Source organism: Filomicrobium insigne (assembly GCF_900104305.1).
GTDB lineage: Bacteria > Pseudomonadota > Alphaproteobacteria > Rhizobiales > Hyphomicrobiaceae > Filomicrobium > Filomicrobium insigne.
The window spans coordinates 326,149-338,273 of sequence record NZ_FNJC01000004.1 but is presented as its reverse complement, the minus strand read 5'-3'; the positions used below and the strand labels follow the sequence as shown (position 1 = coordinate 338,273).

Genomic DNA, 12,125 nt, shown 5'->3' with positions numbered 1-12,125 from the left:
AACTCAGTCACCGTTAGGAGGGGTAATTGTCCGCCTACAGAGTATCCGCCGACAGCTGAGCGAGCGGAATTTTCAAAGGCACGAGCATCGATTGAAAAATACCATGTGCCCGTTTGACAACATGATCACGGAGAACTCAATAACAAAAAAATTAGCAGCTTTGCATTGCCGATTCTATACTTATTGAGTTAAGAATCACGCCCACCAATGCGAACTCTGCGCGCGGCCCAGGAACTCTGCCTCCGCCAATCACGTGCGCAGTAGAAGTCGTACGCGATTTTCAGAGTTTTGAAAACCAGGGCGGTTAGCACAAGCAATGGCGAGAATTTTAGAGGCGACATCAATAGCAGGCGCAATGGTCGTAGTCGTTCTGGCCCAACAAGCACCGGTCCTGGCCCAACAAGCCGATCCCCCTTTATCGACGACTGAACAAAATAGCGATGAGCAGCCAACTTCGCCAGCAATGACGTTGCCCGAAGTGGAGGTCATCACCTCGCCGGAACCGACGCCTAAACAGACAAAGAAGACAGCACAGAAATCAACGGCCCCGGCGCAAGCGCCCCCACAGCCCGTCGCGGCAACGGCACCAACGGGTCCTGCGGAAGGGACAATTCAGGCTGAAACGGCCACGAGCCCGGTCCAGGGCTATGTCGCCACGCAGACAGCTACGGGCACCAAAACGGACACGCCGCTACGTGAAGTCCCTCAGTCAATCTCCGTGGTCGGTGCCGAGCAGATCCGCGACCAGGGCGCACAGTCAATCCAAGACACGCTGCGCTATGTTCCAGGCGTCGTAGCCGACGCCTACGGTTTCGACAGCCGCACAGACAGTGCGTTAATTCGTGGAACGGAGGCTGCGGAATACCTTGATGGCCTTCGCCGGACATTTAGCTACTACACCTTTAACTACCGCATCGATCCATACTTCATGGAACGCGTCGAAGTCCTGCGCGGACCCGCGTCGGTGCTTTATGGTCAAGCCCCGGTTGGCGGTATCATAAACGGCGTCACCAAGCGCCCGCAGAACGAGCAAGGCGGTGAGATCACAGCCGAGTACGGTACATTCGACTTCAAGCAAGTGAAGTTCGATATGACGGGGCCCGTGACCTCGGACGGCAAATGGTCCTACCGCCTGACCGGTCTTGCGCGTGATGCCGATACGCAGGTGAACTACGTCGAGGACGATCGTTACGCCATCGCACCCTCGATCACCTATCGTCCAACAACCGACACCAGCATTACGCTCCTCGGCCATTTCCAGAAGGACGAGACCGGCTCCAGCTCGCAGTTTTACCCATTCGCCGGCACTCTATTTCCCAACGTCAATGGCCGCACCATCCCGCGCGAAAACTTCGCGGGCGAACTGGGAGACCACTACGACACGGACGTCGCTTCAGGGACGCTTCTCTTTGAGCACAAGTTCAACTCGGTGTTCAAACTAAGCCATGCGTCGCGCTATGCCGACATCCATAACGACTACACCAGCACCTACTCCGATTTTTACACTGGCTATACGGACGCGGACCAAGAAACGGTCAATCGCTACGGATGGAGAGCGATCACCGACACGCAGGTCTTCAATCAGGATACCAATCTCGAAGCCAAGTTCGCGACCGGCTTTCTAACGCACAAAGTCTTGGGTGGCATCGACTACACGAACTTCAGGGCGAGCCAAGGCACTGCTAGCGCTTATGATACTGGCGGGTTCAACGTCTACAACCCGGTCTATGGTCAGGGGAGCTGGGCAGGAACGGATTGCAGTGGCGCCTATAGCGGCGCTACTACGCCCAACCTGGAGGTCTGCTCCTATGGCGATCAGAAAATCACCCAGACCGGTCTTTACATTCAGGATCAGATGCGTCTGGGCAACTGGATCGGTATAGTTGGCATGCGTAAGGATTGGGCCGAGAACGAATCCGGGACGACCGTAAAGAAAGACGACGCCGTTACCTACCGCGCCGGGCTCATGTACGAGTTTGCGTCAGGCTTCACGCCTTACTTCAGCTACGGAGAATCGTTCCTTCCTGTCGCGGGTGGTCCCCCCAGTAATCCATTCGCCCCCCAGGAAGGCCGCATGTACGAGCTCGGCTTCAAATATCAGCCACTCGGCGCACAGTGGATGATCAACAGCGCGATTTACGACATCGCCGAGAGCAACCGCGTCGTTTACCACTCCACTAATCCGGCTCTCTACGGCAGGCAGATTGGCGCCGTTGCGATCAAAGGCTTTGAAATCGAGTTTACCGGCAAAGTCACCGATAACTTGAAAATCGTCACCGGCTACTCCTACACGGACGCGCAGTACGACGACGGTACTGAGGTCGATGGCAACCAGATCGAGTCCATCCCCAAGCATCTGGCTTCGCTGTGGGGCATTTGGGAGTTCGATCAACCCTACCTCAAAGGCTGGTCGGTCGGCGCTGGCGTCCGGTACATCGGCAAGTCCTGGGATGATCACGCCACGATAGAGGTCCCTGACGTTGCGCTGTTCGACGCGATGATCGCCTACGAAGAAGACCACTGGCGCTGGTCCATCAATGCCAAGAACCTCGAGGATAAGGAATACGTTTCGACGTGCCTTAATCGCGGTGATTGCTGGTACGGCAACGCGCGCACCATCACCACCGGACTAACCTACAAGTTCTGATCACTAAGGTTTTTTAAAAGAAAAATATGCGCAACGCATTCGTCATCATTCACCGGTGGGCAGGGCTCTTTATCGCGGTGTTCCTGTTGATCGCGGGGCTCACCGGCGCGCTGATTTCATGGGACCATGAGCTTGACGAGGCGCTCAACCCGCATCTCTTCCACGCCAAGAGCACCGGTGGCCCATCAATTGATCCGCTAGCCCTCGCCAAAAAAATCGAAGAAGCCGATCCGAGGGTAAGAGCCACCTTCTTCCCCCTTGCGATCGAGGAAGGTCACAACTTCGAGGCCTTTGTGCAGCCGCGCGTCGATCCCAAAACGGGTGAGCTTTATTCAGTAGACTACAACCAGGTATTCCTGGATCCCGTAACCGGCGAGGTCGCGGGCAAACGCTTCTGGGGCGCAATCTCGCTCGACTCAGAGAACATCCTGCCGTTCCTCTACAAGCTGCATTACTCGATGCACATCCCGGATATGTGGAACATCGAGATCGGCATGTGGTTCATGGGACTGGTCGGCATCGTCTGGCTGTTTGATTGTTTCGTCGGCTTCTATCTCACGCTGCCACGTCGGCGTCGCGGCAGTGCCGCCGCAGCCGTAGCGACCGGAGCCAAGCATGCCGAAGGTCCTCAGGCCGGTACTAGCCAATCTTGGTGGCAACGCTGGAAACCAGCGTGGAAAATCAAGCGGGGAGCCAGCACCTACCGGCTCAACCTCGACCTGCACCGCGCCTTCGGGCTGTGGTTGTGGCTGATGCTATTCATCCTCGCCTTCACGTCGATCTCAATGAATCTCAACGATGAAGTCGTACGGCCGATCCTCAGCACCGTTTCGACACTCACGCCCGATGCCTTCGACGACGTGGCGGGAACTCCGTTGAACAAGCCGATCGAGCCTAAGCTGAACTTCGCAGAAGCCATCAAAGCAGCTGGGCGCGAAATGCAACGCCAAGGCTGGAACGAGCCCCCCGGCAGCGTGTTCTACGGCACCCAGCACGGGCTTTACGCGGTGAGCTTTTACCGCCCAGAAGACGACCACAACACGATGGCGATGAAGATGCTGTTTGTCGACGCCTCAGACGGATCCTTCAAGGGCGGCCGCATCCCGTGGGAGGGTACAGCCGCCGACATCTTCATGCAGCTGCAGTTCCCATTACACTCGGGCCGCATCGCCGGGATTCCGGGGCGTGTGTTCCTGTCGTTCATGGGGCTAGTTGTGGCGCTGCTGTCCATCACCGGCATCGTCATCTGGTTCAAGAAGCGCGCCGCCCGCCAGAGCGCCACGGCCTCAAGGACACGCGACCGCGGCTACGGATCATCGGCGCCCAACAACATCCCTGCGGAGTAAAGGCGGCAAAAGGCGTGGCGCAGCGAATCTACCGGTTGACGCATCCCGTCAAAGAGCGCCGCGCAATCGCATAATTCAGCGGCAATAGCCCCCTTCTGACACAGCAAGATCTCCGACACGCTTCCGCTGCGGCGCCTGTCCTGAAATGCTCAAAATTATATTCGCATATTACTATGTGTCGCGTATGTTTGGGCAACAAGATGATCAGCCAATCCGATCGCGACGGGAATGGGAGAAGACGAGATCAATGCGCTTACTTTGCCTTGCCACGACCATGGCCGTCCTAGGTGTGACAGCTACAGAATATGCAGCCCGAGCTCAAACAGCCACAAATCCGGAATTGATGGCTTACGGAGAATACCTGGCTGGAGAATGCACGACCTGCCATCAGACAAAGAGCAGTTCGGATGGAATCCCGGCCATAACGGGCCTCGATACCGATCACTTTGTTTCAGCACTCGAAGCCTACAAAAGCGGATCACGCACCAACACCACAATGATCTCAGTCGCGCGCTCGCTCGACGCAGAACAGATAAGGGCCCTCGCGGTTTATTTTGGCTCGCTCAATCCGAACAAATAACGACGGCCAGAACCACCTGTGCACCACACGTCAAAAAGGCCGAACGCTTATCCGAAGCGTTCGGCCTTTTTCATGAATTTGGTCTCATGAAAAGCTGCCGATCTCCTAATCCGGAAGATCCGCAACTCCGGCTTCAAGCCGGTTTCGCAAAGATGTCCGACACAATGCCCGAGTACCATCCGAAGCTTTCGGTGAAGGTTTCCTCGCGCAAGCCTACCGGCTCTCCCGGCTTCGAGACAAAGCTGTCCTTCGCAACGAGCGCCGGCTTACCCTCCTTCTCACCCGGAGTGTAGTTGGCTCCGACCTTGATGCCGTCCTTCGGCGCAATAGCCGACCAACATGTGTTGCGGAAGCGCGGCGGGAACTTCTTCTTCTCGGCAAGTTCTGCCAGAATGTCAGCCGCAACGACTTTGGCCTGGCTGTTTGCAGAAAACGCCGACTTGGGCATCTCTGTCGCCACGGAAGCATCACCCAGCACGTAGACGTTTTCCACCTTCGTGGAAGACATGTTCTCCGGATTGGTGGGGCACCAATCTCCTTCGGCACACCCTGCGCGATGCGCGATCAAGCCCGCGCGTTGCGCTGGCACAATGTTGGCGACATCGGCCTTCTCCTTGCGCCCACTGGCAGTCTCGATCTCACCCGTTTTGGGATCGACACGCGTCAAAGCATAAGAATCAATCTCGTCAGTGAGATTCACTTCGATGATATCCGCGTAGTGAGCCTTGAACCCTTCCATGAAGGCTCCCTGTTTGGAAAACTTCGTTTTCGGATCAAACAGGATGAGCTTTGATTTCGGCTTCGCCGTCTTCAGGTAGTGCGCGATCATGCACATACGCTCGTAAGGCCCAGGCGGGCAGCGATAAGGGTTAGGTGGAGCCGCAAGAACAACGAGGCCCCCGTCATCCATGGCTTCAAGTTTCGCCTTGAGAAGCTTTGTCTGCGCACCGGCTTGCCACGCATGCGGCATGAGCTCGGCAGCTTCCTTCGAATAGCCCGGAACGGAATCGTATTTGAGCTCGATGCCAGGTGACAGCACCAAACGATCGTAGGGCAATTGCGTGCCGCCCTTCAGCTTCACAACCTTCGCAGCTGTATCCACGTCCTCGGCCCAGTCGTGAACGACTTTGACGCCAAGATCTGAGATGTTCTTATAGTCATGGGTAATGTCGTCAAAAGAAACGAGACCACCGAGATACAAGTTCGAGAAGAAGCAAGTCGTGAACGCCGGATTAGCCTCGACCAACGTCACATCGAGATTCGGAGCGGCAGCTTTGATCTTGTTAGCCACCGTTGCGCCACCGGCGCCACCGCCGACGACAACAACCTTGGCACTCCCCTGAGCAATGGCTGCCCGGCCGAATGTTAAGGTTCCAACCGCAGCAACACCTGCCGCACCAGCCATATAGCCAAGCTGCCTGCGCGTGATCTTTTTCATCCTAAGCCCTACTCCCTTTCTGCGTGCTTCCACACGACAGATTTTCCAATCGGCTGAAGCTGCCAAGCCCCCGCAAAGCTTGTTGACCTCACCCCCTAAAGTCCTCCCGCAACCCCATACTCCCGACTACGCTTGTTTGACTGACATGCGCGCGAAGCCCATGTTTCCAACCCGCGATGAACTAACGTTCACCACATCATCCAGCGATTTTGAGAAAGGTAACGATATCCCCCCTGATTCAGTTATATCTGATCAGTTCCACCCAGCCATCATGTTCAACCCCGCCGGCATTTATTGTCGACGACATCTAGAATGTGGGAGCAGGGACGTATCGTCCATGTATGGCCACGCCTCGTGAAACATCACGCAACGATGGCGTTTTGTAGGCTTACCGACTATTTCCAAAAGGATGATCAAAAACGTCTGATCTACGAACGACTTAGATAAATCCGAAGGGATGGAAAGATAAAGTTGCACATCATCCCAATCCAGACGCACTCTTCGATCGAAGGCCTATAAACACAAACTTGAGGCGAAACCCAGCACGCACACAAGCCCATCCTTGCCCATCGGAGACTCGGGCACGTATGATAAGCGTGCGTAAGCACAGCGATCGCTGGCGATTTGGTACAAAGCCCACAGATCTGGCTCAATCAAATCGCGCCGTCTGAATAGCTACGCACCGAGTAAGACAATCAATACCTGCGCAATCACGGATTCACTGATGAATGAAACGTTGGCACTTGACGTCTCAGAGGAAACGCGAGCCCAGCAGGCATATCGTGTGATCGAAGAAATGATCGTCACCCTGAGGCTACCTCCCGGGTGCCGCATTTCGGAAAACTCGATCAGCAACAAGCTCGGCCTGGGCCGCACGCCAGTTCGCGAGGCGATGCAGCGGCTTGCCCGTGAGGGCAGCCTCACAATCATGCCGCGCGCTGGCGCGATCGTCTCCGAAATCGATATCACGGACCAGTTCAAGCTGATCGAGGTACGTCGCGAGTTGGAGCGCGTGATCGCAGCACGGGCTGCACGGTTGGCTGGTCAGGCGGAAAAAACACAATTCATCAGCCTTGCCGAACGGTTTGATCATGCGTCCCACGAAAACGACGAGATGATCTTCATCGCCGCAGACCGTGAGTTCAATCACCTGGTCGTCGCAACGGCGGACAATAAGTACGCGGCCGCCGCAATGGCGCCAATTCAGGCACAAACACGCCGGTTCTGGTTCCTCAACTTCAACAAGTTCGGAGACTTGAAAAAAGTGAGCGCGATGCATGCCGATATAGCGCGCGCCATCGCCGCCAACGACGCGGATGGGGCCCGCGCCGCATCCGATGCCCTGATCGACTATGTCGAAGAGTACACAATGAAGACCCTGCAGGCCCTGATCTGACGCCGCAGGCGTGATCGCTCGAGTAGCAGCTGCGCCGAAAAAACTTACCGGGTCCAGACTGCCGCAAGCTTTTTGGCGGCGCGCTGGAGAGTTGGCACATATTTCACAGCAGTCTTCGCCGTGAGACGCGATTCAGGGCCGTGCAATGCAAGTGCCGCCAGCGCGGTGCCGTGTTCATCCAAGATTGGCACGGCGACGCCGACGATGCCGATGTTCTGCTCCTTGTCATTCAACGCATAACCCAACTCGCGCACGCTGGCCAAATGCTGCTCCAGTTTGGCGTAATTAGTGATTGTGTTGGGCGTGAACGACTCTAGCTTTCGGGATTGAAGAAGCGTTTTGCGAACTCCGGGCTCAAGGTAGGCAAGCATGACCTTACCGCCTGATGTGCTATGCGCTCGCACGCGCGATCCCGCAACAAGATGCACGCGAAGTGACCACTCGCATTCAATGCGTTCCAGATAGACAAAATCCCAGCCATCGAGCGCGCCGACGTTGCAGGTCTCGCCGGTTTCGTCAACGAGGGCGGACAAAATTGCCCGGACCGGCGCCGTCTGATTACGTGAGCGCAACGTAGCGAATGCCAAATGAGACAAACGCGGACCCACAGTATAACGATCTCGCGAAGCATCACGAACAATGAGCCGGTTATCCGTCAATTGCTGGAGCAGCCTGTGAATCGTCTGGCGTGGCATGCCAAGACGCAACGTTAACTCTGGCAAGCTGACCGGCTGCGGATGGTCCACGATTGCCTCAATAACAAGCATAGATTTTTCAAGCGCGGACAGCCGATCTGAACTGTCACCCTCACCCGCCGACTTAGAGGCTAGAGATTTTTCGTTTTGTTTTTTCATTCTCCAGTGCGTCTCCACGTCCGCAAGGTAACAATCTGCGCGTCTGCGCTAAAGCCAGCTGAAAGAAAGTCAGAACTTCCGCAACGAACTGGAGTGAGATGTCCGTATGCCGATAACCGACGCTCGGGCGCAGAGCAATCCGACATTTCAAATTCCAGAATTAGTCACGCATATTGCTCGAGCCTGTTTTCAAAGGGTCGAATCACACTTTTCAATTGCCGCAGTGCAGCATTTGTTTTTGCTCTGCCGCATTACCTTTGTTTTTTCTTGGCATACTCGATAGAGCGTTGACACGAGCCCCTACGATACGCAAAGCTGGACGCAGTGTCTCACATTTTTGAGACGCTGACGAGGCTCGGCAGGCGCACACGACAAGGAAAAATTCAATCGCATCACGGCCCGAGCCGTTCTTAACAACGATGAATTTAACGGAACAACGAGCCAGGCTACAATGGTTCGAATTCCACGGAGAGGAGACACTCAAGATGCTAAGACGATCCTTGCGCGAGGCGGCCTGCGCCTCGACCCTTGCGCTATTGGTACTCGGCGGCGTAGCGACGCAAGCCGCGGCCGATGAAAAATACCCGTCCCGGCCGATTGATATGATTGTTACCTTCGGTCCCGGCGGCGGCGCGGACTTGATGGGTCGTAAATTTGCGCAGCTCGCAGAACCCATTCTCGGCGTTCCTCTGCCTGTCGCCAACGTATCCGGCGCTTCCGGCAACGCTGGCCTCACCCGCCTGCTCACGGACTCGAGTGATGGACACAGCGCAGCGACACTTATCGCACTTTCGGTCTCTGCATGGGCAGCCGGAATCGGGAATCACAACCCGGATGAGTTTGCCTATGTCGGCATGATGCAGAGCTCGCCCTCGATGTTGTTCGTCCGTAAGGACAGCCCGTTCAAATCCTACAAGGACCTCGCTGAATTCGCGAAAGCCAACCCAGGCAAGTTGCGGTGCGCAACGTCGGGTTACGGCACGATGGACGACATCACGCTAAAGTACCTAGCCACCAAGGGCGTGAAGATCGTGAACGTACCGTTTGGTAAGCCCGCCGAGCGCTATGCTTCTGCCGTCGGCGGTCATACGGACATGATCTACGAAGAACCCGGCGACGTCGCGCAGTTCCTCAAATCCGGCGACCTGCGTCCGCTCATTGTGTTTGACGAAAAGAGCCACGAGTCGTTCCCCGATATCGAAACGTCGAAAGAAAACGGCCTCGAAATCAACGACCTTCCAAATTTTAGAACCATCGCTGTTTCGTCCAAGACTCCCGCTGATCGCGTTGCAGTGCTGAACGAAGCTGCAAACAAAATCCTCGCTTCGCCAGAATGGAAAGAATTCTGCGAAGGAACTTACACCTGCACCAAGCCTCTTTCTCCTGAAGAGACCAAGGAAACCGTTGCGAAGTTCTACCAAACGGTAAAATCCTATCTGGAGCGCTTCCCCACGACCGCCGAAGAAAAGAGCGCGTCGAAGAAAAAGTGATGATGATTGGACTACCCGGCGTCGCGTTATCGCGACGCCGGCTTTCGTTTTTAAGACCTCGCACGGCAAAATATGCCTGCACCGTCTGCTGACTACGATGCGCCCGACTAACCAGCGCTGATCACTTTGGCACTGGACTGGTTACGGTATAGCCGCGCACTTCCTGCTGAGACGCGCCGCCCACCCGACGACGCACACCGAGATCGATAAAAGATGACATCTTCAAAACGCCTGATCCGTACAGCGTTCCCTCTGTCGATGCTGCTGGCCTGCGCATTCTTGTGGACGCACATCGCCTCAAACCCCGCCATGCTTAACGTTCCTAATGCCGTCGGCCCTGGCGGGTGGCCCAAAGCCATGTTGGCCGGCTTGGCATTTTTCTCCCTGCTTGCGTTCCTTGTCGAATTAAACAACTGGCGCATCAGTGCGCGCGACGGGAACGACACAACACAAAACGGCGAAAAGGCAAATAACGGCTCAGCCGTTATGGCCATCGCCGGAGTCGGGGTGATCCTGATTTACGGCTTTGCAATCCCTTACCTGGGCTTCGCACTGGCCACATTCCTCTTTATCGTGACCTGGTGCCTCATGGGCCAGATCCGGTCGCCCATAACCATCAGCCTTGTCAGCATCATCGGTACAATCGTCCTTCTCTACATGTTCGTTGCCCTGGCCAAGATGCCTCTCAACCGCGGCGTCGAACCCTTTAATCAATGGACGATTTCGCTCTATCGCGTGCTGCGCATCTACTGAGAGGCTAACCAATGGATCTCCTTTCTCTTTTCTTGACCGGTCTGCATGGAGCCCTCCAGCCCCATAACTTCCTGATCCTCATAACGGGCTTGATGATGGGCACCATCGCAGGCGCGTTACCAGGCATCTCTTTCGTCAACGCCATGGCGATGGCTCTGCCTTTTACCTATGTAATGGAACCGGTCACGGCGATGTGCTTCCTCGGGGGCATCTACGCAGGTGGCGTATTCGGCGGATCGATCTCTTCGATCCTCATCAACATTCCCGGTACACCCGCATCACTCCCCGCGTGCTGGGACGGCTATCCTATGACGGTCAAAGGCCTTTCGACGCGTGCGTTACGCATCGCGATTACGGCCTCTGCTACTGGTGGCCTCCTGTCGGCAATCTTGCTCGCCGTCGGATCCCCGCCCTTCGCTGCCTTTGCATTACGGTTCGACCAACCGGAATTTTTTGCGGCAACCATCCTCGGTCTCGCCAGCGTCGTGGCAATCGCAAAGGACATGCCGGTCCTCAGCGCCCTTTCTATGTTCATCGGGCTGGTGATCGGTTGCGTCGGCATTGATCCTCATCATGGCCTTAGCCGCTTCACCTTTGGAATCCCGCAAATTGAAAGCGGGATCAACTTCACGGTCGTGATGATCGGTCTTTTCGCCATTGGCGAGGTCGTCGACCTGTTGGCAAAAAACGTAAACCTGAAGAGCTCGTTCGCACCCAAACCAGGCAAACAGATCACCTGGCGTGAACTCTGGCAGTACAAGGGATCAATGCTGCGTGGCTCAGGTCTGGGTTGCATGGTCGGCATGATCCCAGGCGCAGGCGCCACCGTCGGCGCGGTTCTGGCCTACGGCGTGGAACGTCAGGCCTCGGGTCGCGGCGCCGAGTTCGGTACGGGCGTCGAACAGGCGCTTGCTGCTCCCGAAGCCGCTAAAAACGCAACCACTGGTGCGGCCATGATCCCACTGCTGACGCTCGGCATCCCAGGCAGCGCAGCAACCGCGATTATGTTGGCTGCGATGCTCATCCACGGCATTAATCCGGGGCCGTTGCTGTTCCGCATGGATCCATCATTGGTCTATACGATCTTCGTTAGCATGATCATCGCCAACTTCCTGATGATCATAGCTGCCGTCGTCGTCGCCCGCGGCTTCTCTACGTTGATGAAGGTTCCCCCCGCCATCCTCGGGGCCTTTATCATCGTATTGTCCGTCGTCGGGGCCTACGGCGTCCGCAACAATATTTTCGACGTCTACGTATGCCTGATTTTCGGCGTCCTAGGCTTCATCATGAAGCGCGCAAACTTCCCGACGGCTCCGCTCGTTCTGGGCGTAATTCTCGGCCCGTTGGCAGAGCGCTACTTCCTGACGTCGCTTGCAAACTACGAAGATAATTTCTGGATCTTCGTCGAGCGCCCGATCAGCGGAACTATCCTCGCGTTGGCCGCCGCGTTCGTGCTCTGGTCGTTGTATCCGGCCATCTCATCCCGTTTCAAACGTACGAGCGAGATAAACGCTCAAACTACGCAATCGAATTAACCGGCAACATGCCGGCAAACACGGCCGTCGAAGGCGAATTTCGCCTTCGACGCACCTTGACTCGCGACAATCGTCATGACACAAAA

The 12,125-nt window shown here is 56.1% G+C and carries 9 protein-coding genes; 7 read left to right on the top strand and 2 right to left on the bottom strand.

Annotated elements, in window-relative coordinates; all coding sequences use genetic code 11:
- Nucleotides 1-316: 316 nt before the first annotated feature.
- From BLS30_RS15275 to BLS30_RS15265, 3 genes are all read left to right on the top strand, one after another.
- The gene (locus tag BLS30_RS15275; RefSeq protein WP_090230038.1) at nucleotides 317-2,647 is read left to right on the top strand and encodes a TonB-dependent siderophore receptor; all 2,331 of its coding nucleotides are present in this window, start codon (nucleotides 317-319) and stop codon (nucleotides 2,645-2,647) included.
- Between the two features lie 26 nt (nucleotides 2,648-2,673).
- On the top strand, nucleotides 2,674-3,993 hold the full coding sequence (locus tag BLS30_RS15270) for a PepSY-associated TM helix domain-containing protein (protein ID WP_090230036.1): 1,320 nt from the start codon (nucleotides 2,674-2,676) through the stop codon (nucleotides 3,991-3,993).
- A gap of 247 nt (nucleotides 3,994-4,240) precedes the next feature.
- Nucleotides 4,241-4,573 (top strand): c-type cytochrome, encoded by a 333-nt coding sequence (locus tag BLS30_RS15265; RefSeq protein WP_139165372.1) that lies wholly within the window; start codon nucleotides 4,241-4,243, stop codon nucleotides 4,571-4,573.
- Nucleotides 4,574-4,706: 133 nt separating this feature from the next.
- On the opposite strand, the gene BLS30_RS15260 is transcribed toward BLS30_RS15265, so the two are convergent.
- The gene (locus BLS30_RS15260; protein WP_046478404.1) at nucleotides 4,707-6,011 is read right to left on the bottom strand and encodes an FCSD flavin-binding domain-containing protein; all 1,305 of its coding nucleotides are present in this window, start codon (nucleotides 6,009-6,011) and stop codon (nucleotides 4,707-4,709) included.
- A 724-nt stretch (nucleotides 6,012-6,735) separates the two neighbouring features.
- Here BLS30_RS15260 and BLS30_RS15255 point away from each other — a divergent pair.
- Nucleotides 6,736-7,407 carry a GntR family transcriptional regulator gene (locus BLS30_RS15255; RefSeq protein ID WP_090230030.1) on the top strand — a complete coding sequence of 224 codons (672 nt, stop codon included), beginning with the start codon at nucleotides 6,736-6,738 and terminating at the stop codon, nucleotides 7,405-7,407.
- 44 nt (nucleotides 7,408-7,451) lie between these two features.
- On the opposite strand, the gene BLS30_RS15250 is transcribed toward BLS30_RS15255, so the two are convergent.
- A complete protein-coding gene (locus BLS30_RS15250; protein WP_082101165.1) occupies nucleotides 7,452-8,261 on the bottom strand; it encodes an IclR family transcriptional regulator in 810 nt (269 codons plus the stop codon).
- 485 nt (nucleotides 8,262-8,746) lie between these two features.
- Between BLS30_RS15250 and BLS30_RS15245 the strand changes: the two genes are divergently transcribed.
- The 3 genes from BLS30_RS15245 to BLS30_RS15235 all read left to right on the top strand — a co-directional run bounded on the left by BLS30_RS15245 (nucleotide 8,747) and on the right by BLS30_RS15235 (nucleotide 12,039).
- On the top strand, nucleotides 8,747-9,751 hold the full coding sequence (locus BLS30_RS15245; RefSeq protein WP_090230026.1) for a tripartite tricarboxylate transporter substrate binding protein: 1,005 nt from the start codon (nucleotides 8,747-8,749) through the stop codon (nucleotides 9,749-9,751).
- 213 nt (nucleotides 9,752-9,964) lie between these two features.
- Nucleotides 9,965-10,504: a tripartite tricarboxylate transporter TctB family protein gene (locus tag BLS30_RS15240; protein ID WP_046478402.1), complete on the top strand. Its 540-nt coding sequence runs from the start codon at nucleotides 9,965-9,967 to the stop codon at nucleotides 10,502-10,504.
- Nucleotides 10,505-10,515: 11 nt separating this feature from the next.
- Complete coding sequence (locus tag BLS30_RS15235) at nucleotides 10,516-12,039, top strand: tripartite tricarboxylate transporter permease (RefSeq protein WP_046478401.1); 1,524 nt, start codon at nucleotides 10,516-10,518, stop codon at nucleotides 12,037-12,039.
- Nucleotides 12,040-12,125 lie beyond the last annotated feature (86 nt).

What these genes read in the sequence shown, in the direction of transcription:
- BLS30_RS15275 (WP_090230038.1), top strand. Translation starts at nt 317, where the DNA reads ATGGCGAGAATTTTAGAGGCGACATCAATAGCAGGCGCAATGGTCGTA.
- BLS30_RS15270 (WP_090230036.1), top strand. Translation starts at nt 2,674, where the DNA reads ATGCGCAACGCATTCGTCATCATTCACCGGTGGGCAGGGCTCTTTATC.
- BLS30_RS15265 (WP_139165372.1), top strand. Translation starts at nt 4,241, where the DNA reads ATGCGCTTACTTTGCCTTGCCACGACCATGGCCGTCCTAGGTGTGACA.
- BLS30_RS15260 (WP_046478404.1), bottom strand. Translation starts at nt 6,011, where the DNA reads ATGAAAAAGATCACGCGCAGGCAGCTTGGCTATATGGCTGGTGCGGCA.
- BLS30_RS15255 (WP_090230030.1), top strand. Translation starts at nt 6,736, where the DNA reads ATGAATGAAACGTTGGCACTTGACGTCTCAGAGGAAACGCGAGCCCAG.
- BLS30_RS15250 (WP_082101165.1), bottom strand. Translation starts at nt 8,261, where the DNA reads ATGAAAAAACAAAACGAAAAATCTCTAGCCTCTAAGTCGGCGGGTGAG.
- BLS30_RS15245 (WP_090230026.1), top strand. Translation starts at nt 8,747, where the DNA reads ATGCTAAGACGATCCTTGCGCGAGGCGGCCTGCGCCTCGACCCTTGCG.
- BLS30_RS15240 (WP_046478402.1), top strand. Translation starts at nt 9,965, where the DNA reads ATGACATCTTCAAAACGCCTGATCCGTACAGCGTTCCCTCTGTCGATG.
- BLS30_RS15235 (WP_046478401.1), top strand. Translation starts at nt 10,516, where the DNA reads ATGGATCTCCTTTCTCTTTTCTTGACCGGTCTGCATGGAGCCCTCCAG.